Origin of the sequence: Catellatospora sp. NPDC049111 (assembly GCF_040648615.1) — a bacterium.
GTDB classification, from domain to species: Bacteria; Actinomycetota; Actinomycetes; order Mycobacteriales; family Micromonosporaceae; genus Catellatospora; species Catellatospora aurea.
Map to the genome: position 1 here is coordinate 1 of NZ_JBEZEB010000032.1, position 26,438 is coordinate 26,438.

The following is a 26,438-nucleotide window of genomic DNA, read 5'->3' on the forward strand; positions in this document are numbered from 1 at the left end:
GCCATCGTTCCGCGATGGCAAAGCGCCCCTTCTGCGCCCCGCGTGGGCCGGGCCCGGCCCGACCCGGGCGGCCGACACACCATGATCGTTCGACTTGCCGGGCAAGCGGGCGAATAGGCGGTCAAGATACGCACAGGTGCCTGGCAAGTCGAACGATCATGGGTCGGCGGCTCCCGGCCCCGGCCGGTCCGCTGGCGCGATGACGGGCGGTGGTCGGGGCGGGGTCGGGCTGGCTAAGCTCGCTGCACTATGAGCGAGCACCACGAGCGGCAGGCCGAACCGGTCGAGCGCACCGGCGATGAGGTACGGAGCAACTGGGTCCAGCGCCGCCGGGACAAGATCTACAACGAGATCTCGGCCAACCGGCGCGGCGAGTACACCGTGCCGACCTGGGTCCTGGCCGCGCTCCTCGGGCTGTTCATCGCCGGCTGGATCGCGCTGATCGTCTTCAAGTGAGCTCGGCTGCCGCCACTGGGCCCGGCTGCCGTGGCCCTTCGGCTTCCAGGTCGCGGCGCTCGTGACGCTCGCCGTCCTGGCCGCGCTGGCCACGCGCTCGGGCCGGGCGGCTCCCCGCCGCATCGCCTGCTTCGCCGAACGTGCGGCCCAGCTGCCTCGAACCGTTGGGAAGGGCACCTTCTACATCGCGAAGCGATAAGAAGGTGCCCTTCCTTCGGTTCAGAGGGTGGTGGCGTGACGGCCGGCGGCGGCGCAGGCGAGGAAGTAGGCGTGGTCGCCGTCGAGGTCGCGGCCCATGGTCGAGAGTTTGACCGGGGACGCGCGCAGTGCCTCGTCGAGGCCGGTGGTGGGGACGGCCACGATCCGGTGGCGGGCGGCCAGCGGCGCCAGGGCTCGGGCCACGTCGGTGGCGAGGGGTTCGGGCAGGTCGGCGGGGACGACGAGGTCGGCGGGGGCGAGCGCGACACGGCCAAACGAGGTCAGGCTGTGATGGGACACGCCGCGGTGGCGGGCGCGGGGGTCGGCGTCGGAGATGCGCAGCGCGCCGACGGGGCGGCCGCCGAGCACGGCTGCGGCGTTGACCGCCTCGCCGGCCGCGACGCCGGAGAAGCCCCAGGTGGTGCCGGTGCCGAGGTTGCCGGGGCCCTGGCTGAGGATGGTGATGTCGGCCCGCAGCACGTGCCGGGCGGCGAGCAGCCCGGTGTGGACGTTGACGGCTTCCAGGTCGCCGCCCCAGGCCTGACCGGTGGACACGGTGCCGGCCAGGCGGTCGCGCAGCGCGTCGAGGGTGCGAGAGAACCCGGCGGCCAGCGCGCCGCCGTCGGTGAGCAGGTACGCCACTCGTGCTGCCGGCGCGTCGGCGTGGATGCCGGCCAGGATCGCGGGCAGTGCCGAGTGCAGGTCGGCCACGACGACGGGCATGCCGCCGAGGTCCTGTGCGGCGGCCAGCGCCGCGCGGTGTGGGGAGGCCTCCTCGTCGGCGGCCACGCGGATCGTCTGCAGCGGGCTGTAGCGGGCTTTGACGATGTGTCCGGGCACGGGCGTGTCCTCGGGCAGCCGTCCCGGCAGCGCGACGACCATGGCGTAGCCGCCGGTGCCGAGGCCGAGGGCGAGGGCGTTGGTGTTCAGCAGCACCTCGTCGCCGACCTCGGGCTGCCCGACCAGGTCGGGGTAGGCGAGGGCGCGTACCGTCGCGGGGTCGTCGGGGGTGCGGGCGACGAGGGCGACGGTGAGTTCCTGCGCGCCGTGCCAACTGCGGCCGAGCCGCTCCACCGTGCCTGTACGCCACCGAATCACGCCCCGACCCTATCGGCCCGCCGACCGGTCCCCGCCCACGACGCCCCAGCACCGTCCCCGTGACCGGGCGTGGTGGGGCGGAGGACAGGGCGTGAGCAGGTGTCGGACTGCGGGTGCGCGAGTGGGGGAACCAGCGCTTACCGGTTACCGTTCCGGGCGCTCGCGCTGCTAGCGTGGCGGTCGTGTCGCGCAGTCGAACCGAACGCCTGGTCAACCTTGTGATCTGTCTGCTGTCCACGCGGCGCTTCCTGACCGCCGCGCAGATCGCCGCCACCGTGCCCGGATACGAGCACAACGCCGATGACGCCCGTGAACACGAGGCGTTCCAGCGCAAGTTCGAGCGGGACAAGGCCGAGCTGCGCGCGCTCGGCGTGCCGCTGGAGACCGGCACCGCCAGTGTCTTCGACACCGAGCCCGGTTACCGCATCGCCCGGCGCGACTACGCGCTGCCGGCGATCCCGCTCGCGCCCGACGAGGCCGCCGCGGTCGGCGTCGCCGCCCGGCTGTGGCGTCACGCCGGCCTGGCCGCCGCCGCCACCTCCGGCCTGGCCAAGCTGCGCGCGGGCGGCGTCGACGTGGACCCGCATGCGACCCTGGGCGTCGAGCCCGTCGTCGCGGTGGACGCCGCGTTCGAGCCGCTCACCGGCGCGGCGCGGGCCCGCCGCGAAGTGTCCTTCCCGTACCGGGTGCCCGAGGACGACGCGCCCACCACCCGGCACCTGCAGCCGTGGGGCGTCGTCTGCTGGCGCGGCCGCTGGTACGTCGTGGGCCACGACACGGTCCGCGACGCGCCGCGCTGCTTCCGGCTGTCGCGCATCGTCGGCCCGGTGCGCCAGGTCGGCGAGGACCGCGCGTTCGAGCCGCCGGCCGACCTCGACCTCATCAGCTACGTGGCCCGCTGGTCCGGGCCGGTGGAGCGCAACCGCACCACCCGGGTGCTGGTGCGTCCCGGCCGGGCCGCGGGCGTACGCCGCTGGGCGGCGAGCTGCACCTCGACCCCCGAGGGCGACGTGCTGGAACTGCGCTACGCCGACGCGGACGGCTTCGCCGCCTGGCTCGTCGGCTACGGCGCGGACGTGACGGTGCTGGAACCGGCCGAGGTCCGCGAGGCGACCATCGCCCGGCTGCGCGAGATCGCGGGCGTGACCACTTCCGCCGAACTGGCCGAGGTGGCCTGATGGGCGGTCACCGGGCCGAAGACCGCGTGCTCGCGGCAGTGGGCATGAATGAGCCCTGCGATCGGATCAGCAGGCGCGAGGCCGCCGAGGAGATGTCATGAGCAGCGCGAAGACGTCGGCGGACCGGCTTGCCCGGTTGCTGAACCTGGTGCCGTACCTGCTGGCCCGGCCGGGTATCGAGCTGGTCGAGGCCGCCGCCGACCTGGGCGTGTCCGAGCGGCAGCTGCGGGAGGACCTGGAACTGCTGTGGGTGTGCGGCCTGCCGGGCTACGGGCCCGGCGATCTGATCGACATGTCGTTCGACGGGGACCGGGTCACCATCACCTATGACGCGGGCATCGACCGGCCGCTGCGGCTGACCCCCGACGAGGCCACCGCGCTCGTGGTGGCGCTGCGCATGCTGGCCGAGACGCCGGGCGTGGCCGACCGGGACGCGATCCACCGCGCCCTGACGAAGATCGAGCAGGCCGCGGGCGAGATCGACGCGCCGGTGGCGGTGCGCCTGCCCGGCAACGACGACCGCCTGGCCGACCTGCGCGCGGCCCTGGAGCGCGGCAACGCGCTGCGGCTGAGCTACTACTCGGCGGCGCGGGACGTGTCCAGCGAGCGCGTCGTGGACCCGATGCGGCTGCTGTCGGTGTCCGGGCGCTCGTACCTGGAGGCCTGGTGCCGTTCGGCGGGGGCGGTGCGCATGTTCCGGGTGGACCGCATCGACGCGCTGACCGAGCTGGACTCCCCGGCCGCGCCGCCGGCCGAGGCGCAGTCCGGTGACGTCGCCGAGGGCGTGTTCCAGCCCGACCCGGACGCGCCGACGGTGACACTGCGGGTGGGCCGAGGCGGGCGCTGGATCACCGAGTACTACCCGTGCGAGTCCGTGGTCGAGGTGACGCCGGAGGAGTGGCTGGTCTCGCTGCGCGTCAACGACATGGACTGGGCCCGCCGACTGGTGCTCGGCCTCGGTCCGCAGGTCGTCGTGGTCGCCCCCGCCGAACTGGCCGACTCGATCCGCGACAGCGCCCTGCAGGCGCTCGCGGCGTACGCGTAGCGCGGGCCGCAGCCGCGCCGGGTCGGCCTTGATCATCCGACTTGCCTGGCACCTGGGCGTATCTTGAGTCGCCGTTCGCCCACCTGCCTGGCAAGTCGATGGACCTTGGTGCTCGATCGGCCCGCACTGAGCCACGCAGGCGCGAGTGGGCGGCACGGCGGGGCGCGGCGGGTGGGGCAGGGGTTAGGCTGCTCGCGTGGTGGCGTGGATCGTGCTCGCGGTGGTGTTGCTGAGCCTGGTGTTTCTGGGGCTCGTGCTGCGCGTGGTGCTGTGGCGCCTGGCGGGGCTCAAGGAGGCTGCGGCGGAGCTGCAGCTGGTGGCGGCGCGGGCGCAGGAGCTGGCGAAGCTCGCCGAGGGGTTGCAGGCCCACGGCGATTCGCTGAAGGTCCGGGCTGAGCTGGCCCAGGAGCGGATCGAGCTGATCAAGGCGAGCAAGGACTCCCTGAAGATCAAGAAGGCCTGATCGCCGTTCATCGGGTGGTCGATTGCTGGTCACACCGGTTGCTGCAGAAATCTGCAGCACCTCCCGCATCGCGTTGACGCTGCTTCCGGTGATGGTCGACACTTCACCTGCGGGCGCACCCCGCCGGGCCGCGTACCATTAGTCCGGAACAAGTTGGTTCAACCCCCCTCATCTCTGACTGGAGCAATCATGGGCGCCCTTAAGCCATGGCACCTCATCCTCGTGGTCGCGGTGCTGGTGATCCTCTTCGGCTCGAAGAAGCTGCCGGACGCGGCCCGTTCGCTCGGCCGCTCCATGCGCATCTTCAAGGCCGAGACCAAGGCGCTGTCCGAGGACGGCAAGGACGGCAAGGACGCGACCGCCGAGAAGGCCGACGCCCAGGTGACCGCGCAGCAGCCGCTCGACGGCCAGGCCTCCGCCAAGCCGGTCGTGGACCCGGTCCAGCGCCAGCAGTCCTGAACCCTTCCCCCGGGCTGAAGACGTGAAGAACCCCCTGGCACGTCGCGGGCCGTCCCAGCAGGAACGCGCTGCGGACGGCTCGATGACTCTCATCGAGCACATCCGGGAGCTGCGCAGCCGGCTGTTCAAGGCCTGCCTGGGCATCGTCTTGGGCATGGCGGTCGGCATCTACTTCGCCGAGCAGATCCAGAACTTCATCAACGCGCCCTACTGCAACTTCAAGGGCACGGCGATCGGCACGGCGAAGTGCTCGTTCAACTCGGTGTCGCCGGTCGACCCGTTCCTGCTGCAGCTCAAGATCGGCCTGTACGCCGGTCTGATCGTCTCCTCGCCGATCTGGCTGTACCAGTTGTGGGCGTTCATCGCGCCGGGTCTGCACAAGCACGAGAAGCGCTACAGCTACCTGTTCACCGCGATCGCGGTGCCGCTGTTCGCGGCTGGCGCCTTCCTCGCCTTCTTCGTGGTGACCAAGAGCCTGGTCTTCTTCATCGGGCTGTCCGACAACTACGAGATCAACATCGACCTGACGGGGTACTTCGACTTCGTCACCGGTGTGATGCTGCTGTTCGGGTTCGGGTTCGAGTTCCCGCTGATCCTGCTCATGCTCAACGTTGCCGGTCTGGTGACCGGCAGACGGATGCTGGGCTGGTGGCGGGTGGCCATCTTCCTGATGTTCCTGTTCGCCGCCATCGTGACGCCGACGCCGGACCCGTTCGGCATGAGCGCGCTCGCGCTGGCCATGGCGGTGCTGTACTTCATCGTCGTCGGCGTGGCCATGCTCAACGACAAGCGTCGCAACCGCGGCAAGTCGCAGTACGCGAACCTGGGCGACGACGAGACGTCTTCACTCGACGACTACGACACCGATAGCATCACGCCCGGCGAGCGCATCGAAGCGGTCGCGCCGGTCGCCTCCGCGGAGCCGATCGAGCGACGCTACGACGACATGACCTGATCGCGGCGGCTCGTCCCGCGGCTAGGAGTAGCGGCATGGGCGAGCCGAGCGGCATGAACGAGATCGTGGTGCTGCGGAACCCCGGCGCCGGCAGAGGCCGGCACCGGGGTTCCTTGCCTGGTGTGCTGGAACGGCTCGGGGCGGCCGGGCGGCCGGTGCGCGTGCTGGACGCCGCGTCCGCCGCCGAGGCCGAGCAGGCGTGCCGCGACGCCGTCGCCGCGAGCGCGGGCGCGCTGGTCGCGATGGGCGGTGACGGCACCGTGCACGTGGCCCAGCAGGCCGTCGCCGGGACCGCCGTGCCGCTGGGCGTGATCCCCGCCGGGACCGGCAACGACTTCGCCACCAGCGCCGGGCTGCCCGCCGACCTGTACGCGGCCGCGGACGCCATCGCCGCCGCGCTGCGCGAGGGCCGCACCCGAGCGCTGGACCTGGCCCGCATCACCTGCCTCGACGGCTCCCTGCGCTGGTACGGCGCGGTGCTCGCGGCCGGGTTCGACGCCATCGTCAACGAGCGCGGCAACCGCATGCGCTGGCCCCGCGGCCCGCTGCGCTACGACCTCGCCGTGTTCCTGGAACTGGTCCGGCTGCGCCCCCGCCGCTACACCGTCACCGTCGACGGGCAGACCAGCGTGCTGGACGCGGTGCTGCTGGCCGTCGGCAACACCGCGGCGTACGGCGGCGGCATGCGCATCTGCCCCGACGCCGACGCCACCGACGGCCTGCTCGACATGGTCTGGGCCGAGCCGGTCTCCCGGGCCACCCTGGTCCGCATCAAACCCCGCGTCTACCAGGGCACCCACATCACGCACCCGAAGGTGCGCTCGCTGCGCGCCCGCGAGATCACCCTCGCCGCCGAGGGCATCGTCTGCTACGCCGACGGCGAGCGCATCGGCCCGCTGCCCGTCACCGTCACGGCCGTTCCGGCGGCCGTCCACCTGCTCTCCTGACCTGCCAGAACGCCGGTAAAGCGATGGGAAGGGCACCTTCTACATCGCGTAGCGATAAGAAGGTGCCCTTCCTTCCGCCAGGCCGGTCAGGCGGGCAGGACGGCGTCGTAGGCGATCGGGAGGTGGATCGGGCCGCGCAGCACCGGGCTGGGCCGGTATGGCGGAGGGTCGGCCACCAGGCGCGGGTTCTGCAGGCGCCTGGCGAGCTGGGTCAGTGCGAGCTGGGCCTCCAGCCGGGCCAGCGGCGCGCCGAAGCAGTAGTGCACCCCGTTGCCGAAGCCCAGGTGCACGTTGTCCGGCCGGTCCGGGTCGAACCGGTCCGCATGCGGGATGCAGTCGGTGTCCCGGTTGCCCGACGCGAGGACCAGCACGATCGGGTGGCCCTTGCGGATCGTCGTGCCGCCGATCTCGATGTCGGCGACCGCGGTCCGGTTGGGCAGGAAGTGCACCGAGCCCTCGTACCGCAGCAGCTCCTCGACCATGCGGATCGCGTAGTCCGGCTCGGTGCGCAGCCGCGCCAGCGCCTCGGGGTGGCGCAGCAGGGTCAGCCAGCCGTTGGCGATCAGGTTCACCGTGGTCTCGTGACCGGCGATGAGCAGCAGGATCAGCGCCGAGAACAGGTCGCCGCCCTCCAGCCGCCCGTCCGGGCCGTCGTCGGTGACGAAGCCGGACAGCATGTCGTCGCCCGGGTTGTCCCGCTTGCTCTGCGCCAGCTGGAACATGTACATGCCGAGCTGCTGGAACGCGTCGGTGCGCTGCTGGGTCAGCTCGGGGGAGTCCTTGCCGGTGGAGTCGACGATCGGCCCGACCCACTGGCTGAACCGCGGCTCGTCCTCGGGCGGCACCCCGAGCAGCCCCGTGATCGCCGCGACCGGGAACGGGTACGCGACGTCGTCGACGAGGTCGCACTGCTGCCGGTCGGCGAGGCCGTCGATGAGCTTCGTGACGACCTCCTCCAGCAGCGGGGTCAGCTTCTCGATGCGGTCGGGCCGGTGCGGCGGCCCGAACTGGCGCATCGCGATGCGGCGCAGCGTGTCGTGGCGGGGCGGGTCGGTGCGGATGAAGCTCGGCGGCAGGTTGCTGCCGGCCTGGGCCAGCGGTCCGGCCTTGTCGGCGTACTCCGGGAGCAGGTTGGTCGGGTCGGAGCTGATCCGCGGGTCGTGCAGCAGCGAGTAGATCTCGCGGAATGTGCTGACCACGAACGAGCCGTCGGCCTCCTGCCAGACCGGCTGGCTGCGCAGCTTCTCGTAGAGCGGCCACGGGTTGGCCCGATTGTCGAACTCGGTGATCTCCTGGAACAGGCTGGGCTCGGTCATGTCGTGTCTCCTCAGCGTCGCCGGGACGAGCGGACCAGCACGGCGCGGCGCTCGCTGGGGTCGTGGCCGGTGACCACGACGGTCGCGTCGTGGGCGGGGAACACCCGCTCCGGGAACTCCGCCGGCACCGGCGTGCGGTCGGCCGGCGGGTTGGTCATGTCGTACGGCAGCGGGAACGGCGCCGCCTGCTCGATCAGCTGCTGGTAGAAGTCCAGCCACTTGCCCTGGTTCCAGCTCACCGCGCCGACGACGCGGCCCTTGTAGCCGTACGCGGCGACGAACTGCCGGCTCTCCACGGACCCCTGCGTGATCGCGATCTGGTCGGCGATCGGCGGCACGCCCACCGACTTGATGTTGTGGCCGAACTGCAGCGACCAGAACGCGGGCATCTCCAGGTGCGGCCAGCGGTCGGTCTCGCCGCTGATCATGTTGTGCGCGGCGACCTCGGCCTGGGTGACGGCGTTGCCCCAGTGCTCCATCGCCAGGAACTGGTATCCGAACATCGGCTGCGGCTGGCGGGCCACGTCCCCGGCGACGAAGACATCGTCGGTGACCAGCCCCGCGGCGGTGAACGCGCGGCAGCCCGCGTCGCAGGCCAGCCCCCATACGCCCACGGCCAGGCCGGCGCTCTCCAGCCACTCGACGTTGCGGATGCCGCCCAGGGCGACCACGACCACGTCCACCTCGAGGGTGGTGCCGTCGGACAGCACCGCCCGGCGCACCCTGCCGTCCTCGCCCTGCAGCGAGTTGACCTTCGTGTGGGTACGCAGGTCGACGCCGTGCTCGCGCATGATGCCCGCCGAGATCCGGCCGATCACCCCGCCCAGCGCCCCCGCCAGCGGCGCGGTGCCGGCCTCGGCGACGGTGACCGGAATGCCTAGCTCGACGCAGACCGAGGCCATCTCCGAGCCGGTGAACCCGGAGCCGATGACCAGCACCCGCCTGGGCTTCGCCAGCAGGCGCTCGCGCAGCCCCGCCGCGTCCCCTCGGGTGCGGATGGTGAACACGCCGTCCAGCGCGGCCTCCTCCGGCACCGGCCACGGCCGGGCGCGCACCCCGGTCGCGACGAGCATCCGGTCGAACTCGACCTCCTGCCCGTCGGCCAGCATGACGCGTTTGCGCTCCAGGTCCAGGCCGGTCGCGGCGACCCCGAGCTTCCACTCGGCGTCGATGTCGCGCCGCCGTGGCAGCGTGGTGTCGGCCGAGGTGACGAAACCGGTCTGCACCTGCTTCGACAGCGGCGGCCGGTCGTACGGCTCCGCCGGCTCGTCGCCGATCACGGTCAGCGAGCCGGTGAAGCCCTCGGCCCGCAGCTGTTCGGCGGCCTTCAGCCCGGCCAGCGACGCCCCGACGATCACGATGCGCCCGTCGCGGCGCAGCCGGTCGCCCTTGGCCGCCACGACTTTCTCCTCCGGCGGCGGGTGCGCCAGGTCGGCCACGTCCACCTGCAGCGCCTGCACCGGGCACGCCGCCGCGGCGCGCAGCACCTTCACTCGCTGGTCGGCCGACGGCGCCGGATCGAACATGAGCGCCTCGTCGCCGACCATCCGGAACGCCTCGGGAGCCAGGAACGCGCACTGCGCATACCCCTGACACTTGGTCAGATCCACCACCACACGCATGGCCCTATTGTTCGCGCCAAGCCGCCCGAATCGGCCCGAATCAGCCAACTCCGCGCCCGACGACCCCAACTCCGCGCCCCGCCCGCCGACCCCCTCAGCCCGCCACCCGCCCAGTCGTCGACGTTGGCCTATCTCATCGAGTTTCACTCGGCTCGTTTTCGATGAGATAGGCCGACGTCGAACAAGAGCGGGCGGGTGCGGTCGTCAGCGGGAGGTCGGGAGGGGCGGGATGGGTGGGGGGAGGGCCAGGGAGAGAGCGCGGTGGAGGCCGTTGGGGCGGCCGGGGGAGGCGGCGGGCACGACCAGGGCGGCGCAGCCGGCGTTGACCGCGCCCGCGTCGGCGGGGGTGTCACCGATCATGAGGGTGCGCTCCGGGTCGACCGACAGCATGCCGCAGGCCCGCAGGAAGATCTTGGGATCGGGTTTGATGCAGCCCACCTCGTACGACAGCAGGAGCGCGTCGAACAGTGCGGTCAGCCCCCACGCGTCCAGCAGCGGGCGCAGGTCGAAGCCGATGTTGCTGACCAGCGCGGTGCGCACCCCGGCGGCCCGCAGCGTGGTCAGCGTGTTCGTCACGTCGGGGTACAGCGCCCAGCCGGCGGGCGTCAGCACCCGGGCGTAGAGGGCGTCGGCCAGCCCGGGGACGTCGTTGGGCACGGTCGCGGCGAGCCCGGTGTACACCTCGCGGTGGGCGTGCTCGTAGAGGTCGCGGTCGGCCCAGGCCATGGCCAGTTGCGGAGGCACCCGCACCGGGGGCGACACGCCCGGGAGCGCACCGGCCGTGGCCAGGCGGTCGGCCAGCACCGTGGCCTTGCCCCGGTCCAGCGTGACGCCGCAGTCGGCGGCCGCCGCGCTGACCCACGCGACGGGGTCCACGGTCATGGCGAGCGTGCCGTGGAAATCGAAGAGCACGGCATCGAGGGCGCGGTGACCGTCGATCCGTGCCGGATGAGCGTACGGCTGCGGCGGGGACTCGGGCACGTCAGCAGGATACCGACCTGCGCCGACTGGCCTCTTTCGCCTAGCCTTTGCGGTATGACGAGCCCCGCCGAGCGTCGACCCGCAACAGGGTCGGACGCCCGACCAGCCCGACCCTCGACCACCACCGAAGGCCGTAAGACCCCCGTAGCCTCGCCACTGGTCGACGAGTTCGCCGCCGGGCTCAGCTTCGCCCTCGACCCCTTCCAGCGGACCGCCTGTGCGGCCCTGGAGCGCGGCAGCGGCGTGCTGGTGTGCGCGCCCACCGGCGCGGGCAAGACGGTGGTCGGCGAGTTCGCCGTGCACCTGGCGCTGCAGCAGGGCCGCAAGTGCTTCTACACGACGCCGATCAAGGCGCTGTCGAACCAGAAGTTCCACGACCTGGTGCAGCGCTACGGCGCGGACAAGGTCGGCCTGCTGACCGGTGACAACTCCATCAACGGCGACGCGCCGGTGGTCGTGATGACCACCGAGGTGCTGCGCAACATGCTCTACGTCGGCTCGTCCGCGCTGGCCGGACTGTCGTACGTGGTCATGGACGAGGTGCACTACCTGGCCGACCGGTTCCGCGGCGCGGTGTGGGAGGAGGTCATCATCCACCTGCCCGCCTCGGTCACCCTGGTGTCGCTGTCGGCGACCGTGTCCAATGCCGAGGAGTTCGCCGACTGGCTGGTCACCGTACGCGGCAAGACCGAGGTCGTGGTCAGCGAGCACCGGCCGGTGCCGCTGTGGCAGCACATGCTCGTCGGCAAGCGCATGTTCGACCTGTTCCACGACTCCGAGGCGGCCCGCGCCCACGAGGTGCACCCGGAGCTGCTGCGGCACACCCGGGAGATCGCCCGCCGGATGGACGCGGTCGACCTGCGCCGCGGGCGCGGCGGCCGGGGGCGGCGCGGGCCGGGCCCGAACCGGCCCGAGATCGTCGACAAGCTCGACGGCGAGGGCCTGCTCCCGGCGATCCTGTTCGTGTTCAGCCGAGCCGGCTGCGACGCGGCCGTGCAGCAGTGCCTGCAGTCGGGCATGCGGCTGACCTCGCCGGAGGAGCGCGCCGAGATCCGTACGGTGGTGGAGCGGCGCATCGCCAACATCCCCGGCGAGGACCTGGCCGCCCTGGGCTACTGGGACTGGCTGGACGGGCTGGAGCGCGGCCTGGCCGCCCACCACGCGGGCATGCTGCCCGCGTTCAAGGAGGTCGTCGAGGAGCTGTTCGTCCGCGGCCTCGTCAAGGCCGTGTTCGCCACGGAGACGCTGGCGCTGGGCATCAACATGCCCGCCCGGTGCGTGGTGCTGGAGCGGCTGGTCAAGTACAACGGCGAGGCCCACGTGGACCTGACGCCGGGGGAGTACACGCAGCTCACGGGCCGGGCTGGGCGGCGCGGCATCGACGTGGAGGGCCACGCGGTCGTGGTCTGGGGGCCGGAGGTCGACCCGCGCCACGTGGCCGGTCTGGCGTCCACCCGGACGTATCCGCTGCGGTCGAGCTTCCGGCCGTCGTACAACATGGCGGTGAACCTGGTCGGCTCGGTCGGCGCGGCGCGCGCCCACGACCTGCTGGAGTCGTCGTTCGCGCAGTTCCAGGCGGACCGCTCGGTGGTCGGCCTGGCCCGCCAGGTGCAGCGCAACAACGAAGTGCTGGCGGTGTACGACACCGAGCTGGCCTGCGAGCACGGCGACTTCGCCGAGTACTTCGCGCTGCGGGTGGCCATCGCCGACCGGGAGAAGCAGCTCACCCGCAACAGCCAGCAGGAGCGCCGGGCGGCCGCGGTCGAGTCGCTGGAGCAGCTCAAGGTCGGCGACGTGATCCGCATCCCGTCGGGCAAGCACTCGGGCCTGGCCATCGTGCTCGACCCGGGCGTGGGCGGCTTCGGCGAGCCGCGCCCGGTGGTGCTGACCGAGGACCGCTGGGCCGGGCGCATCTCGGCCGGCGAGTTCGCCGGGACCGTGGACGTGGTGGGCCGGGTGCGGGTGCCGCGCCACTTCAACCACCGCGCCCCAGCCGAGCGCCGTGACCTGGCCGCGTCGCTGCGCAACCTGGACGTGGCCCGCGGCGGCGGTCGCCGCCGCCGCGGCGGCAACGGCAGCCACGAGGACCGCGAGCTGCTGGCGCTGCGCAAGGCGATGCGGGCGCACCCGTGCCACGCCTGCCCGGAGCGCGAGGACCACGCCCGCTGGGCCGAGCGGCGGCAGCGGCTGTTCAAGGACACCGAGCACCTGCGCGACAAGGTGAACAACCGCACCGGCTCGCTGGCGCGCACCTTCGACCGGATCTGCGAGCTGCTCACCGAGCGCGGCTACCTGGGCCCCGACGGCGAGGTCACCGCGCCCGGCCGGATGCTGGCCCGGATCTGGACCGAGGCCGACCTGCTGGTCGCCGAGTGCCTGCGCACCGGGGTATGGGAGGGCCTGCAGCCGCACGAGCTGGCCGCCGCGGTCTCCGTGGTGCTGTACGAGGCCCGCCGGGACGTCGACGAGCAGGCGTCGGTGCCGCGCGGCCCCGTCGCGACGGCCGTCGACGCGACCGTGCGCACCTTCTACCAGCTGGGCGTGGACGAGCGCCGGCTCGGCCTGGCCCAGACCAAGGAGCCGGACCTCGGCTTCGTGTGGCCGATGTACCGCTGGGCCAAGGGCGAGCCGCTCGCGAAGGTGCTCGCGAGCGGGCACAGCCTGGAGGGCGACATGCCGGCCGGCGACTTTGTCCGATGGGCGAGACAGGTCATCGATCTTCTTGGACAGATCGCCGACGCCACCGGTGCACCGTCGTCGCTGCGTGAGACCGCGCGGACCGCGATGGACGCCGTCAATAGAGGGGTACTTGCGTACACTGCGGCGGTCTGACCGAGTTGCCAGCGGAAACACTCTTCCGGGATCATGCCAAAAAAGCGAACATCGCTCGCTCTATGAGCCGAAAGGGTCGACCGCATGGCCGACGTGCACCATTTCACTCACGGCCTAGTCACGCCCGGCGTGGCGTACGGGCTGTCCATCCTGGGCTCCTTGCTGGGCCTGCTCTGCACGGCACGCATGCGGACCGCCACCACGGGCAAGCAGCGTTTCTGGTGGATCGTGCTGGCCGCCTGGGCGCTGGGCGGTACGGCGATCTGGGCCATGCACTTCATGGCGATGCTGGGCTTCAGCGTGACCGGGGCGCAGATCCGCTACGACATCCCGCGCACGGCGGTGAGCGCGCTGGTCGCGATCGTCGTCGTCAGCCTGGGGCTGTGGATCGTCGGCTTCGGCCGGCCCAACATCGGCCGCATCGTCGTCGGCGGCATCTTCACCGGTGTCGGTGTGGCCGGCATGCACTACATCGGCATGTTCGCGATGCGGCTGAACGGCACCGTGTCGTACGACACGGGCCTGGTCGCCGCCTCGGTGATCATCGCCGTGGTGGCCGCGACGGTGGCGCTGTGGTTCACCGTCGTGCTGACCAAGCCGCTGGCCATCGGCGGCGCGGCGCTGCTGATGGGCGTCGCGGTGTGCGGCATGCACTACACCGGCATGGCCGCGATGTCGGTGCAGCTGACCACGCCGACGCTCGGCGGCGCGACGGCCGGCGCGTCCGCGGCGAACCTGCTGGTGCCGATCGGCGTGCTGGTGCTGCTGGTGATCGGCGGCCTGGTCTTCGCGATCGGTGCGGCCCCCACCAAGGAGGACCTGGAGGCCCGCGCGTACCTCGACAGGGTGCAGGCCGCCCGGGAGGAGGCCGCCATCGCCCAGCAGCGCGGCACGGTGCGCCGTCCGACCGCGTTCACCCCGCGCGGCAAATGACCCGCCGACCCTGATCGCCTCGTCCGCCCGTGCCGCTCCGGTGGCACGGGCGGACGCGTCTGGGGGCAGGTGTCCCAGGCCTGTGGCAGGCTGTCAGGCATGACCGCACCCCTGCTCGCCATCGACGCGCCGAGCCTGTATTTCCGCGCCTTCCACGGAGTGCCCGCCAAGGCGGCGATGGCCCCGGACGGCACCCCCGTCAACGCGGTGCGCGGCTTCCTGGACATGGTCACCACGCTGGTCAAGGGCCGCCGGCCGGGCCGCCTGGTGTGCGCGCTGGACTACGACTGGCGGCCGGCGTGGCGGGTGGCGCTGATCGGCACGTACAAGACGCACCGGGTGGCCCCGGAGGGCGGCGAGGAGGTGCCCGACGAGCTGGTGCCGCAGGTCGACCTGCTGCTGGAGGTGCTCGACGCGTTCGGCATCGTGGCGTACGGGGTGGACGGCAACGAGGCCGACGACGTGCTCGGCACGCTCGCGGCGACCCAGGCCGCACCGGTCGAGGTGGTCTCCGGCGACCGTGACCTGTTCCAGCTGGTCGACGACAAGCGCGGGGTGCGGCTGCTCTACGTCGGTCGCGGCGTGGCCAAGCTGGAGGACTGCGACGAGGCGGCGGTGCTGGCCAAGTACGGCGTTCCGGCGGGCGGCTACGCCGACTTCGCGGCGCTGCGCGGCGACCCGAGCGACGGCCTGCCCGGCGTAGCGGGTGTGGGGGAGAAGACCGCCGCCCGGCTGATCGAGCGCTACGGCAGCCTGGACGCGATCGTCGCGGCGGTGGCCGACCCGGCGACGGACTTCGCCCCCGGACTGCGGGCCAAGCTGGAGGCGGCCTCGGCCTACCTGGCCGTCGCGCCGAAGGTGGTGCGGGTGGCCACCGACCTGAAGCTGCCCGAGCACGACCTGACCCTGCCCAGGGTGCCGCGCGATCCGGAGCGGCTGTTCGACTTGGCCGAGCAGTGGAATCTGGCGAGCCCGTGCCGCCGGCTGGTGGACGCCCTGGCGGAGAACGCCGCCTGAGCCCGTCCGAGTAGGCATGATCTCCGTATCCCCGGGCATACCCTGGGGATGCGGAGGCTGACAGTGACTGACATCGACGGCGACCGGCGGCAGGAGCCGGCGGAGGACCCGGACGAGCGGTGGAATCGCAACTACTCGGAGCTGCTGCAGGAGCTGCGGGTGGCGCAGACCGGCGTGCAGATCCTGTTCGCGTTCCTGCTGACGCTGCCGTTCTCGGTCGGCTTCGGCAAGATCACCGGCACCGAGCGGGTGCTGTACGTCGTCACGTTCATCTGCAGCGCGGTCGCGGCGGCGCTGCTCATCGCCCCGGTCAGCTACCACCGGCTGTCGTTCCGGGAGGGGCGCAAGCCGCAGATCGTGCGCACCGCGCATGTGCTGGCGCAGTTCGGCCTGTTCTTCGAGATGGCCGCGATCGTGCTGGCCATCTACCTGGTCGTCGACGTGGTGGCGGGGGTGCGTTGGGCGGGTTTCCTGGGCGGCGGCATGGCCCTGGTCTACATCCTGCTCTGGTACGTGCTGCCGCTGGCCACCAAGCCGTCGCAACCGGGCGACTGACCGGCCCGACCCCGGACATACGGGAAGCCCGGCTTATCTCATTCATGAGATCGGTCGGGCTTCACTTCTCACGTTAGACCGGCATATCCGGCATGTCAATCCTTGGCCAGATTATTTCTTGGCCTCGCCGAGCCGGTGCGCGACGACCACCGGGCACCCGGCGTGGTGGATCAGCGCCTGGCTGACCGAGCCCAGCAGCAGGCCGGTGAACCCGCCCAGGCCCCGGCAGCCGACGACCACCAGCAGCGCGCCCATGGACTGCTCGGTCAGCGCGGCCGCCGCGGACGACTCCATGGTGATCCGCTGCAGGTCGAGGTGCGGGTAGCGGTCGTGCCAGCCCGCCACGGCCGTCTCCAGCACCGACTCCTCCTGGGCGCGCAGCGTGTCGACGTCGTACACGAACGGCATGCCCGCCGCGCCGGTGGTGATCGGCCCCAGCCAGGCGTGCACGGCGGTGATGCCGCAGCCGCGCCGGTCGGCCTCGTCGAAGGCGAACGCCAGCGCGTCGCCCGACTGCGGCGAGCCGTCCACGCCGACCACGATCCGGCCCACCGCGCCCGCGCCCGCCTGGTCCGGGGCCGCCGGCGGACGCACCACCGCGACGGCGCACTTGGCGTGCATCGACACCTGCAGGCTCGTCGAGCCGAGCATCAGGTCGTGGAAGCCGCCGTGGCCCCGGCTGCCGACGACGACCAGGGCCGCCGACTCCGACTCCCGGATCAGGCCGTGCGCGGGGTCGTCACGCAGCACCTCGCTGGTGAGCGTGATGTCCGGCCGTATCGCCCGGACCTCGGCCATCGCGTGCTCGGTCACCGTGTGCCCGGCCGACGAGATCGCCGCCTCCGCCGCGCCGTCGCCGAGCCGCGGTCCCGGGTCCTCGCTCACGTGGACGATCCGCAGGGGCAGTTCGCGCAGCGCGGCCTCGTCGGCCGCCCAGCGCAGCGCCGTCGTGGCGGCCGGCGAGCCGTCCACGCCCACCACCACCGGCCCGGTCAGCCCGACGCTCATGGCCCGCCTCCCTGCGCTCAGCTCACTTCCACTATGTCCTTTCCCGGCCCCCTCTGAGGGGAAACTGCGCGGCCGGTGGGGTGGGCAAGATCGCCGCTTCGGGTCAGAACCTGAGGTCTCGCCGCACATTTCGCCCTCAACCGGCGATCTTGCCCACCCCACCGGCCAGGCGCGACCACTTAATGAACGTTAAGCTGGCGTCATGCCCAGCGTTACCCGACTGCTTCCCACCCCCGAAGCACATGACCTGCTCGAACTCACCCGCGAGATCGCGGACAAGGAGCTCGCGCCGCACGCCGACGACTTCGAGGCGCGCGGGGAGTTCCCCCGCGAGCTGATCCGCACCCTGGGCCGCTCCGGCCTGCTCGGCCTGCCCTACTCCGCCGAGTACGGCGGCGCGGAGCAGCCGTACGAGGTCTACCTGCAGGTGCTGGAGATCCTGGCCAGCCGCTGGGTCGCCATCGCCGAGACGGTCAGCGTGCACACCCTGGCCTGCTACCCGCTCGCCCACCACGGCACCGCGGAGCAGCGTGAGCGCTGGCTGCCCGACATGATCGGCGGCGATCTGCTCGGCGCGTACTGCCTGTCCGAGCCCGCCGGCGGCTCCGACGCGGCGAACCTGGCCACGAAGGCCACCCGCGACGGCGACACCTATCGCGTCAGCGGCACCAAGGCGTGGATCACCCACGCGGGCGTGGCCGACTTCTACAACGTCTTCTGCCGCACCGGCGGCCCCGGCCCGAAGGGCATCTCCTGCCTGCTGGCCCCGGCGGACACCCCTGGCCTGAACCCGCAGGCGCGGGAGAAGACCATGGGCCTGCGCTCCTCGCCGGTCGCCCAGATCGCGCTGGACGACGCGGTGGTGCCCGCCGAGCGGCTGATCGGCGGCGAGGGCGAGGGCTTCCGGATCGCGATGGGCGCGCTGGACTCGGGCCGGCTCGGCATCGCGGCGTGCGCGATCGGCCTGGCCCAGGGCGCATTGGACTACGCCGTGAACTACGCCCGGGAGCGGGTGCAGTTCGGCAAGCCGATCATCGACCTGCAGGGGCTGGGCTTCATGCTGGCCGACGCGTCGACGCAGATCACCGCGGCGCGGGCGCTGATGCTGCACGCGGCCCGACTGCGCGACGCGGGGCTGCCGTACTCGATCGAGGCGGCCAAGACCAAGCTGTTCGCCACGGACATGGCCATGCAGGTCGCCACGGACGCGGTGCAGGTGCTCGGCGGGGCGGGCTACGTCGCCGACCACCCGGTCGAGCGCTACTTCCGCGAGGCCAAGGTGCTGCAGATCGTCGAGGGCACCAACCAGATCCAGCGCATGGTGATCGCCCGGTCGCTGGCCAAGGACTGACCCTTTCCGTCGTACGCCGGTCCGGTCCGTGGCACGCGCCACGGCCCGGATCGGCGTTTCCTGTTGTGCCCCGGCGGACCTGGTGGTGTAATTCCTACAAAGCCGCTAGGAAAAGCAGGTGATCCGAATGATCGTCACCACCGGGGTCCGAGCCGACCATCTGAATACCGCCCGTCGCCTGGCCGACAACCCCGGGGCCTGGCCCGTCGCGCCCCGATTCGACCCGGTGCGGCGCTGGTACCACCGCCTGCTGGGCGAGCCCGGGGTGGAGGCGTGGCTGCTCACCTGGCTGCCCGGCCAGGAGACCGACCTGCACGACCACGGCGGCAGTGCGGGCGCGTTCGTGGTCGTCTCCGGCACGCTGACCGAGCGCACCGTGACCGGCGCGGACGGCTCCGCGCGCCTGACCGGCCGGGTGCTGACCGCCGGGGCGGCCCGCCAGTTCGGCGAGCACCACCTGCACCAGATCGCCAACGAGGGCCCCGGACCCGCCGTGAGCGTGCACGTGTACGGCCCCGAGCTGACCACCATGACCCGCTATCGGCTCCAGGGTGGACGGCTGCTGGTGGCCGCGGTCGACCGAGCGGGAGCACAGTGGTGAGCGTGCACGCCGACCCCGCCGCCCCCGCCGGCTCGCGCGGGATCGACCAGATCCTCGCCGAGGCGCGCGCCCGCCTGACCCGTCTCGACGCGACCGAAGCCGCCGCCGCCCAGCGCGACGGGGCGCTGCTGGTGGACATCCGGCCGGCCGCCCAGCGAGCCGCGCACGGCGGCATCCCCGGCGCGCTGATCGTCGAGCGCAACGTCCTGGAGTGGCGCTTCGATCCGCGCAGTGACGCCCGGCTGCCGCAGGCCGGCCGGTACGACCTGCCGGTGGTGGTCTTCTGCCAGGAGGGCTACACGTCCTCGCTGGCCGCCGCCGCGCTGCAGGACCTCGGCCTGCACCGCGCCACCGACCTCACGGGCGGCTTCGCCGCCTGGCAGGCCGCGGGTCTGCCGGTCACCGCCTGAGCCTGCGCGACAGGGCGCCCCCGGCGGAGCCCCTCGGGCCATCGGCCGCCGGGACGCCCCAGGGCCCGCCCAGGAAGCCTCCGCTGCGGTTCGACCGGATCGATGTGCGGGTCAGGTCACCGACAGCCACCACGCGTTCACCTCTGCTGATCTTGCACGTGCGCTGCGGTCGTGGCAGGCTGCCGGGAGCCCCGTCGACGAGGAGGAGGGCACGCCATGGCCGTCGACCCCCGGACGCTGGTCGAGGAGTGGGACGCCTGGCGTGCCGCCCGCGAGCAGGAGCTGCGTGCCCCCCACGGGTGGCTGAGCCTCACCGCACTGCACTGGCTGCCCGCCGACGAGGTCGCGCTGCCCGACGTGCCGGGACGGTGGCACGTGCAAGCCGACGGCGTGCGGCTGCTGGCCGATGCGGGCGACGGGTTCAGCCATGCGGGTGAACCTGTCGAGGGCGAGCTGATGCTCAGCCCGGCCGAGGGCGGCGTCGGCATCACGCTCGACCACGGCGACCGGCTCGTCGAACTCATCCAGCGCGGAGGGGCGTACGCGCTGCGGGTGCGCGACCCCCAGGCGCCCACCCGGACCGGTTTCACCGGCGTGCCGATGTTCGCGCTCGACGCGCGCTGGGTGCTGGACGCGATCTTCGAGCCGTACGACACGCCTCGTCCGGTCACCGTCGGCGCGGTGATCCCCGGGCTGACCCACGACCAGATCGCCCGCGGGGTGCTGCGTTTCGAGATCGACGGGATCGCGCAGGCGCTCACCGCCATGGACGCGGCCGACGGCAGCCTGTCCGTCCTGTTCCGCGACGCGACCAGCGGGGTGACCACGCACGGCGGGGCGCGCTCGCTGACGGTCGCCGAACCCGGCGTGGACGGCGCGGCGGTCGTCGACTTCAACCGCGCGGTCAACATGCCGTGCGCGTTCACCGACTACGGCACGTGCCCGCTGCCGCCGCCGGAGAACCTGCTGGCGGTCGCGGTGGAGGCGGGGGAGCGGACTCCCCGCTGAGTCACCAGTGCTGGCCGCCGTGGCCGGAGGCCAGCGCCTCGGCGTGCGCGCGGCTCTTCTTGAGCTTGCGCGGCACGCGCTCCTTCTTGTGTTTGCCGTCCTGGTGCGTGCTCAATCCGGCCAGGGCCGTGTAGCTGTCCTCGGTGGCCTGCATACGGCGGCGTCGGTACGCCATCACGGCGCCGACTCCCGCGGCCGCCGCGGACACCACCCCGGCGGTGATCCAGCTGATCTTGCTCGTTGCCATCGCCCTCTCCTTCGTGCCGCCCGCGGACGTGGACCGGCCGTGGTCCGCTGCTCGACCATAGCCCGATCGGAGAGGATATGAGGCGTTTTGCCCATTCGGCCCGCGTCCTGCGGGCGGGGCTTCCATTGACATCGGCCTATCACGTCGAATCCGGGCGCCGGATTTTCGACGTGATAGGCCAGTGTCAATGATGACGCCGCCCCCGCCTGCCAGGCAGACGGGGGCGGGGTGTCGCGAAGGAGTGGATCAGGAGGCGGGGGTGGCCGCGAGCACGTCGACCACGAAGCGCAGCGGGCCGGGCACCTGCCCGTTGTCGCCGTACGCCAGCTCCGACGGGATGTCGATCTGCACCCGGCTGCCCACCTTGACCCCGACCATGCCCTGGTCCCAGCCCGGGATGACCTGGCCGACGCCGATCGGCGTGGTGAACGCCTGCCCGCGCTTCCAGGAGGTGTCGAACTCCTCACCGGTCGTGAGGCTCACGCCCACGTAGTTCACGGTGATGGTGTCGCCGGCCTTGACCGCCGGGCCCTTGCCCGCGATCAGCGGGGTGACCTTCAGCTGCTTGAGCGACGCGTTGTCCTTGGTGACGACCGGCTTGGTGCCCAGCGCCGGGTCGGCGCCCGCGGGCAGCGGCGGGAACTTCGCGTCGGGCTGGGGAGCGTTCGGGTCCGCGGCGTTCGGGTCGGCCGCCGAGTTCGGGTCGACGCTGGCCGACGCGTTGGGCTGCGCGCCCGTGTCCTCGCCCCCGCCGTTCTTGAAGACCACGAAGGCAAAAACGATCATCAAGGCCGTGCCGACGAACGTGCCGAGCGTGCCGTACAGGATCTTCCTGCGCTTGGCCGCCTTCGCCGCCGCGATGCGGGCATCACGCCGCTCCGCCTTGGTCGCCCGCCGGGTCTCCGCCCGGTCCTTCACCTGTCCGCTCACGAGTCCTCGAATCTCCGCCGACCGTCATCACATTGTGTGGCACCTGCCACGGCTGGGCACACGCTACCGGTTCCCGCGCCGGTCCGCGCGGGTCACTGCCCGGCGATCCGGTGCGGCTCGTACGGTTTCTCCAGCGCGGCGACCTCGTCCGCGCTCAGGGTGAGCTCGAGGGCGGCCACCGCGTCCTCCAGATGCTGCGGCTTCGTCGCCCCGACGATCGGCGCGACCACGCCCGGCCGGCTCGCCACCCAGGCCAGCGCGACCTGCGCCCGGGGCACCCCGCGCTCGCGGGCGATCCGGCCCACCTCGGCGATGACCGCCTGGTCGGCCGCCTCTGTCGAGGCGTACAGGCCCTCGCCGAAGGCGTCGTCCTTGGTGCGGGCGGTCACCGTGTCGGGCTCGCGGGTGAGCCGGCCGCGGGCCAGCGGGCTCCACGGGATGACGCCGACGCCCTCGTCGAGGCAGAGCGGCAGCATCTCCCGCTCCTCCTCGCGGTAGATCAGGTTGTAGTGGTTCTGCATGGTGACGAACCGCGTCCAGCCGTGCGCGTCGGCCATGTGCAGCGCCTTGGCGAACTGCCACGCGTACATCGAGGACGCGCCGAGGTAGCGGGCCTTGCCGGCCTTGACCACGTCGTGCAGCGCCTCCAGGGTCTCCTCCAGCGGCGTGTACGGGTCGAACCGGTGGATCTGGTACAGGTCCACGTAGTCCGTGCCGAGCCGGCGCAGGCTGTTGTCGATCTCGGTCATGATCGCCTTGCGGGACAGGCCGCGGCCGTTGGGGCCCTCGCGCATCACGCCCCACACCTTGGTGGCGATGACGACCTCGTCACGGTCGGCGAAGTCGCGCAGCGCCCGGCCCACGATCTCCTCGCTGCTGCCCAGCGAGTACACGTTGGCGGTGTCGAAGAAGTTGACCCCGAGCTCCAGCGCCCGCTTGATGAAGGGCCGGGACTCGTCCTCGGGCAGTGTCCAGGTGTGGCTGCCCAGGCTCGGCTCGCCGTAGCTCATGCAGCCCAGGCTCAGCCGCGACACGTCGAGGCCGGTGCGGCCCAGTTTCACGTACTCCATAGGGCTTGATCCTTCACGCTCGGGCGGTGGCTCGCGACAGGTCGGCGAAGAAATCCGGGTAGGTCTTCGCGACGCACCGCGGGTTGTCGATCTCGATGCCGGGCGAGCGCAGGCTGAGCAGCGACAGGCTCATCGCCATGCGGTGGTCGCCGTACGTGTCGAAGCGCGTCGGCGCGGGCCGCCCCGGCCGGATCGTGAAGCCGTCCTCGTGCTCCTCGGCGTCGATGCCCGCCCGGCGCAGTTCGGTGACGACCGCGGCCAGCCGGTCGGTCTCCTTCTTGCGGATGAAGCCGATGCCGCGCACCCGGGTCGGGCCGTCGGCGTGCACCGCGACCGCCGCCAGGGTCTGCGCGGTGTCGGAGATGTCTGCCATGTCGACGTCGACGCCGCGCAGCGGGCCGCCGCCGGTCACGGTGATGCCGTCGGCGCCGCGCGACACCCGCGCGCCCATGCGCTCCAGCACGTCGGCGAAGCGTACGTCGCCCTGCAGGCTGCCCGTGCCCAGCCCGGCCACGGTGATGCGCCCGCCGGTGATCGCCGCCGCGGCCAGGAAGTACGACGCCGCGCTCGCGTCGGGCTCGATCGCGTACTCGGTCGCGCGGTAGCGGCCCGGGGCGACGCCGAGCCCGACGGTCGGCACGCCGAACGCGGCCATCACCGCGGCGGTCATCGTCACGTACGGCACCGACACCAGCGCCGAGGTCAGTTCCGCGGCCAGCCCGTCGCGCATCAGCGGCCCGGCCATCAGCAGCCCGGACAGGAACTGGCTGGACAGGTGCCCCGGCAGCGGAACGCGGCCGCCGTGCACCGGCCCGGTCACGGCCAGCGGCAGGCGGCCCGCCTCGGCCGGCTCCTCGACCCGCGCGCCGAGCGTGCGCAGCGCCTCGACCTGCGGGCCGAACGGGCGGGCGCGCAGCTGGGCGTCGCCGTCGAGCACCCCGCGCGCCGGCCGCAGCGCCAGCGCGGGCAGCAGGAACCGGGCGGTGGTGCCGGATTGGTTGGCGAACACCGACACCGGCCCGGTCGCCGCGCGCGGGTCGGTGCCGCGCACCGTCACCGTCGCGGTGTCCTCGTCGACCGTCACCTGCGCCCCCAGCGCGGTGATCGCCCCGAGCATGGCCCGCGTGTCATCGGCGAACAGCACCCCCGTCAGCGTGCTCGTCCCCTCGGCGAGCGCCGCGCACAGCAGCGCCCGGTTGGTGATGCTCTTGGAGCCCGGCAGCTGCACGGTGGTGTCCGGCGGCTGCTCCACCGGCGACAGTGCGATCACGGACGGCAGCGAGTTCTCAGACACGGCCGCCAGTATGCGCCGCCCCCACCCCCCACGCCGCCCCATGACCACGCTCTGAGATCACTCCGCCATGATCAAGACGATCTCGCGCGAACTGTTGCCTTTATGCGGCTTTCAGGCGTGTCATACCCAGAGTCACGCAAGATCGTCGCGGCTAGGAGGTGGTCAGGGGGTGGCGGGGCGCCAGGCGGTGGTGGGGAGGGGGTGCAGGCCGGGTGGGTAGGTGGAGCCGTCGGTGGTGGTCCAGCCGAGGGAGGCGATCATCAGTGCGGCGGTGGTGTCGAAGACGTTGAGGCTGTCGCCGTCGCCGGCGACGAGGTTGGCGATGCGGCCGGCGGCGAAGAGGAAGAGTTCGCGGTCGCCGTAGCGGTGGGCGGTGAGGTGGGGGATGACCGGGCGGCCGGGGCCCAGGGCGGTGACGTCGATCTCGTTGTCGGTGTGGCCCGCGTTGAGCAGGATGCAGCCGTCTTTGGCCTGAACTAGGAGTGAGGCGGGGATCGAGTCGGGGCGGCCGGTCGCGGTGACGACGACGTCCGCGTCGGCGATCAGCTCTTCGGCCGTGCCGACGCGGTAGCCCTCGTAGGAGGCCACGGCGCGCCGGGAGGGGTCGGGTTCGGCGACGAGGATCTGGGCGCCGTACGCGCGGGCGGAGCGGGCCAGGCCTGCGCCGACCTCGCCGTAGCCGACCACCAGCACCGACTTGGCGTGCAGCGTGAGGTTGGTGCGGGCGGCCAGGGTGGCCCAGGTGCTGGTGCCGACGGCGAACCGGTTGTGCAGGACCGTCTTGAGCGGCACCGCGTCCAGGTCGAACACCGGATGGCGCACCTCGACCCGGAACAGCCGGTCGATGCCGGTGCGGGTGACCTCGACACCGGCCCGCAGCCCGGGATAGCCGGCCCGGGCGGCCGCCGTCATCACCACCGCGCCCATCTCCAGCGCGTGCGTCGGAGCCCACTCCACGCACGCCACGGCCGCCCGCGTCTCGTCCGCGAAGCGGGTGAACGCCGTCTCCACGCCCTCGGCGTGCAGCCAGCCGACGACGTCCCACTGCGTGGTGTGCGGGTTGGCCGGCACGACCGCCACCTGCGCTCCCGCGCGGGCGAACGCCTCGATCGCCAGCAGCATCTTCAGATCCAGGTGCGCGGTGCAGGCCAGCCGTACGCCGTGCATCGGCGGCAGCTGCGCCGCGACGCGCGCGGTCAGTGTCATGTTGCGGCGCGCCCAGGCGATGCGCTCGTCGAGCGCGATGGCCTGCCACGCGGTGGGCGCCTGGGACACCGGGTCACCGATCCGGGTAGAGGATCTTCGCGAGTTCGCCGAACAGCGGGGTCGCGTGGTCGGTGTCCAGGGACGACCGGTTCACCTCGACCACGATGACCGCCCCGGTGTCGGGCAGGTAGAACATCGCGGTGTTGTAGCCGATGATCGTGCCGTTGTGGCCCAGCCAGCCACCCCAGTCGGCGATGCCCAGCCCGTACGACACCTGCGCGCCCTGGGCCAACGGCACCGTCTGCAGCCGCTCGCGCTGCAGGCGTTCGCTGATCAGCGCGCCGTTGGCCAGTTCGGCGGCCCAGATCCGCAGGTCGTGCAGGTTGGACACCATCGCACCGGCGGCCCCCGCGTAGCCGGGGTTGGACTCGGTGACGTCGCGCGTCGCCGCGCCGTCGCCCGGGTCGGGCGTCTCGTCGTAGCCGCGCGCGTACGGCGGTTCCAGGGCGGACGTGGCCGGGTAGCTCGTCGAGTCCAGCCCGAGCTTGTCGATGATCTCGTCGGTGATCAGGTCGCCGACCGCCCGACCGGTGACCCGCTCGACGACGGTCTCCAGCAGGATGTAGTTGGTGTTGGAGTAGTGGAAGCCCTGCCCCGGTGGGAAGTACGGCTCGTGGTTGCGGGCGATGTCGAGGGCGTCGCGCGGGCCGAAGGAGCCGGCGGGATCAGCCTGATAGCGCTTCTCGAACTCGGGGTCGTCGGTGTAGTCGTACACGCCCGAGGTCATGTTCAGCAGCTGGCGGATCGTGATCGCGTTGCCGTCGGGCCAGTCGACGTACCGGCTCAGCGGCTCGTCCAGGCCGATCAGTCCCTGGTCGACCAGGCGCAGCACGGCGGTGCCGGTGAACGTCTTGGTGATGCTGCCGATCCGGAACCGGTCGGCGGCGTTCATCACCCATCCGGTCTCCTGATCGGACACGCCGACCACGCAGATCCAGGTGCCGCGGCCGGGCACGAACACCCCGGCGGTGATGCCGGGCGCCTTCGCGTCGGCGAGGGTCTTGGTGACGGCGGCGTGCATTCGGTCGCGTTCGTCGCCGGAGAAGCCGAAGGCGGCCTGCGGGCACCCGTCCGGGGCCGCCGCGCGGGCCGGAAACAGCCCGATGGTCAGGGTCAGCACGGCCGCGACGGCCAACGCCGCCACCATGTGCCAGGTCTTCACACCCGTTCCCCCGTCCTGTTCGGGGCGTAGCCCGTC

26 protein-coding genes are annotated in these 26,438 nt (G+C 72.2%); 15 read left to right on the forward strand and 11 right to left on the reverse strand.

What is annotated here, in order from left to right:
- Nucleotides 1–249: 249 nt before the first annotated feature.
- A complete protein-coding gene (locus AB0B66_RS31210; protein WP_360536704.1) occupies nt 250–456 on the forward strand; it encodes a hypothetical protein in 207 nt (68 codons plus the stop codon).
- Between the two features lie 219 nt (nt 457–675).
- Here the strand turns inward: AB0B66_RS31210 and AB0B66_RS31215 are convergent, their stop codons facing one another.
- Nucleotides 676–1,752, reverse strand: coding sequence for a DUF3866 family protein (locus AB0B66_RS31215; protein ID WP_360536706.1), 1,077 nt, complete (start codon nt 1,750–1,752; stop codon nt 676–678).
- Nucleotides 1,753–1,934: 182 nt separating this feature from the next.
- On the opposite strand from AB0B66_RS31215, the gene AB0B66_RS31220 reads away from it, so the two are divergent.
- The 6 genes from AB0B66_RS31220 to AB0B66_RS31245 all read left to right on the forward strand — a co-directional run bounded on the left by AB0B66_RS31220 (nt 1,935) and on the right by AB0B66_RS31245 (nt 6,799).
- The gene (locus AB0B66_RS31220) at nt 1,935–2,930 is read left to right on the forward strand and encodes a WYL domain-containing protein (RefSeq protein ID WP_360536708.1); all 996 of its coding nucleotides are present in this window, start codon (nt 1,935–1,937) and stop codon (nt 2,928–2,930) included.
- 97 nt (nt 2,931–3,027) lie between these two features.
- Nucleotides 3,028–3,975 (forward strand): YafY family protein, encoded by a 948-nt coding sequence (locus AB0B66_RS31225; RefSeq protein WP_360536710.1) that lies wholly within the window; start codon nt 3,028–3,030, stop codon nt 3,973–3,975.
- A gap of 196 nt (nt 3,976–4,171) precedes the next feature.
- Entirely contained in the window at nt 4,172–4,438 is a 267-nt protein-coding gene (locus AB0B66_RS31230; protein WP_360536712.1) for a hypothetical protein, read from the forward strand.
- A 189-nt stretch (nt 4,439–4,627) separates the two neighbouring features.
- Nucleotides 4,628–4,897, forward strand: a complete 270-nt coding sequence (gene tatA / locus AB0B66_RS31235) for a Sec-independent protein translocase subunit TatA (protein WP_203697203.1) — start codon at nt 4,628–4,630, stop codon at nt 4,895–4,897.
- A 22-nt stretch (nt 4,898–4,919) separates the two neighbouring features.
- Nucleotides 4,920–5,852, forward strand: a complete 933-nt coding sequence (gene tatC / locus AB0B66_RS31240) for a twin-arginine translocase subunit TatC (protein WP_360536715.1) — start codon at nt 4,920–4,922, stop codon at nt 5,850–5,852.
- Nucleotides 5,853–5,887: 35 nt separating this feature from the next.
- Nucleotides 5,888–6,799 carry a YegS/Rv2252/BmrU family lipid kinase gene (locus AB0B66_RS31245; protein WP_360536717.1) on the forward strand — a complete coding sequence of 304 codons (912 nt, stop codon included), beginning with the start codon at nt 5,888–5,890 and terminating at the stop codon, nt 6,797–6,799.
- An 86-nt stretch (nt 6,800–6,885) separates the two neighbouring features.
- On the opposite strand, the gene AB0B66_RS31250 is transcribed toward AB0B66_RS31245, so the two are convergent.
- The 3 genes from AB0B66_RS31250 to AB0B66_RS31260 form a co-directional block, all read right to left on the reverse strand.
- A complete protein-coding gene (locus tag AB0B66_RS31250) occupies nt 6,886–8,115 on the reverse strand; it encodes a cytochrome P450 (protein ID WP_360536719.1) in 1,230 nt (409 codons plus the stop codon).
- An 11-nt stretch (nt 8,116–8,126) separates the two neighbouring features.
- Nucleotides 8,127–9,737 (reverse strand): FAD-dependent oxidoreductase, encoded by a 1,611-nt coding sequence (locus tag AB0B66_RS31255; RefSeq protein ID WP_360536721.1) that lies wholly within the window; start codon nt 9,735–9,737, stop codon nt 8,127–8,129.
- 204 nt (nt 9,738–9,941) lie between these two features.
- Nucleotides 9,942–10,718 (reverse strand): HAD-IA family hydrolase, encoded by a 777-nt coding sequence (locus AB0B66_RS31260; protein WP_360536723.1) that lies wholly within the window; start codon nt 10,716–10,718, stop codon nt 9,942–9,944.
- A gap of 54 nt (nt 10,719–10,772) precedes the next feature.
- On the opposite strand from AB0B66_RS31260, the gene AB0B66_RS31265 reads away from it, so the two are divergent.
- From AB0B66_RS31265 to AB0B66_RS31280, 4 genes are all read left to right on the forward strand, one after another.
- Entirely contained in the window at nt 10,773–13,550 is a 2,778-nt protein-coding gene (locus AB0B66_RS31265) for a DEAD/DEAH box helicase (RefSeq protein ID WP_360536725.1), read from the forward strand.
- An 84-nt stretch (nt 13,551–13,634) separates the two neighbouring features.
- The gene (locus tag AB0B66_RS31270; RefSeq protein ID WP_360536727.1) at nt 13,635–14,483 is read left to right on the forward strand and encodes an MHYT domain-containing protein; all 849 of its coding nucleotides are present in this window, start codon (nt 13,635–13,637) and stop codon (nt 14,481–14,483) included.
- A gap of 99 nt (nt 14,484–14,582) precedes the next feature.
- A complete protein-coding gene (locus AB0B66_RS31275) occupies nt 14,583–15,500 on the forward strand; it encodes a 5'-3' exonuclease (RefSeq protein WP_360536729.1) in 918 nt (305 codons plus the stop codon).
- A 63-nt stretch (nt 15,501–15,563) separates the two neighbouring features.
- Nucleotides 15,564–16,055, forward strand: a complete 492-nt coding sequence (locus tag AB0B66_RS31280) for a DUF6328 family protein (RefSeq protein ID WP_360536731.1) — start codon at nt 15,564–15,566, stop codon at nt 16,053–16,055.
- A 111-nt stretch (nt 16,056–16,166) separates the two neighbouring features.
- Here the strand turns inward: AB0B66_RS31280 and AB0B66_RS31285 are convergent, their stop codons facing one another.
- Nucleotides 16,167–17,063, reverse strand: a complete 897-nt coding sequence (locus AB0B66_RS31285; RefSeq protein WP_360536733.1) for a universal stress protein — start codon at nt 17,061–17,063, stop codon at nt 16,167–16,169.
- A gap of 202 nt (nt 17,064–17,265) precedes the next feature.
- On the opposite strand from AB0B66_RS31285, the gene AB0B66_RS31290 reads away from it, so the two are divergent.
- The 4 genes from AB0B66_RS31290 to AB0B66_RS31305 all read left to right on the forward strand — a co-directional run bounded on the left by AB0B66_RS31290 (nt 17,266) and on the right by AB0B66_RS31305 (nt 20,433).
- A complete protein-coding gene (locus AB0B66_RS31290) occupies nt 17,266–18,414 on the forward strand; it encodes an acyl-CoA dehydrogenase family protein (protein WP_360536735.1) in 1,149 nt (382 codons plus the stop codon).
- Nucleotides 18,415–18,541: 127 nt separating this feature from the next.
- Nucleotides 18,542–19,015 (forward strand): cysteine dioxygenase family protein, encoded by a 474-nt coding sequence (locus AB0B66_RS31295; RefSeq protein WP_360536880.1) that lies wholly within the window; start codon nt 18,542–18,544, stop codon nt 19,013–19,015.
- Nucleotides 19,012–19,425, forward strand: a complete 414-nt coding sequence (locus tag AB0B66_RS31300; protein ID WP_360536737.1) for a rhodanese-like domain-containing protein — start codon at nt 19,012–19,014, stop codon at nt 19,423–19,425. The genes AB0B66_RS31295 and AB0B66_RS31300 overlap by 4 nt, the downstream gene beginning before the upstream one ends.
- A gap of 216 nt (nt 19,426–19,641) precedes the next feature.
- Nucleotides 19,642–20,433, forward strand: a complete 792-nt coding sequence (locus AB0B66_RS31305) for a DUF1684 domain-containing protein (RefSeq protein WP_360536739.1) — start codon at nt 19,642–19,644, stop codon at nt 20,431–20,433.
- A gap of 1 nt (nt 20,434) precedes the next feature.
- On the opposite strand, the gene AB0B66_RS31310 is transcribed toward AB0B66_RS31305, so the two are convergent.
- The 6 genes from AB0B66_RS31310 to AB0B66_RS31335 all read right to left on the reverse strand — a co-directional run bounded on the left by AB0B66_RS31310 (nt 20,435) and on the right by AB0B66_RS31335 (nt 26,402).
- Nucleotides 20,435–20,680 carry a hypothetical protein gene (locus tag AB0B66_RS31310; RefSeq protein WP_360536741.1) on the reverse strand — a complete coding sequence of 82 codons (246 nt, stop codon included), beginning with the start codon at nt 20,678–20,680 and terminating at the stop codon, nt 20,435–20,437.
- Between the two features lie 246 nt (nt 20,681–20,926).
- A complete protein-coding gene (locus AB0B66_RS31315; RefSeq protein ID WP_360536743.1) occupies nt 20,927–21,610 on the reverse strand; it encodes an FKBP-type peptidyl-prolyl cis-trans isomerase in 684 nt (227 codons plus the stop codon).
- A 92-nt stretch (nt 21,611–21,702) separates the two neighbouring features.
- On the reverse strand, nt 21,703–22,680 hold the full coding sequence (locus tag AB0B66_RS31320; RefSeq protein WP_360536745.1) for an aldo/keto reductase: 978 nt from the start codon (nt 22,678–22,680) through the stop codon (nt 21,703–21,705).
- Between the two features lie 13 nt (nt 22,681–22,693).
- Nucleotides 22,694–23,974 carry a 3-phosphoshikimate 1-carboxyvinyltransferase gene (gene aroA, locus AB0B66_RS31325; RefSeq protein ID WP_360536747.1) on the reverse strand — a complete coding sequence of 427 codons (1,281 nt, stop codon included), beginning with the start codon at nt 23,972–23,974 and terminating at the stop codon, nt 22,694–22,696.
- 162 nt (nt 23,975–24,136) lie between these two features.
- Nucleotides 24,137–25,249, reverse strand: coding sequence for an NAD(P)-dependent oxidoreductase (locus AB0B66_RS31330; RefSeq protein ID WP_360536749.1), 1,113 nt, complete (start codon nt 25,247–25,249; stop codon nt 24,137–24,139).
- Nucleotides 25,250–25,253: 4 nt separating this feature from the next.
- Nucleotides 25,254–26,402, reverse strand: coding sequence for a serine hydrolase domain-containing protein (locus tag AB0B66_RS31335; RefSeq protein ID WP_360536751.1), 1,149 nt, complete (start codon nt 26,400–26,402; stop codon nt 25,254–25,256).
- Nucleotides 26,403–26,438: the final 36 nt, after the last annotated feature.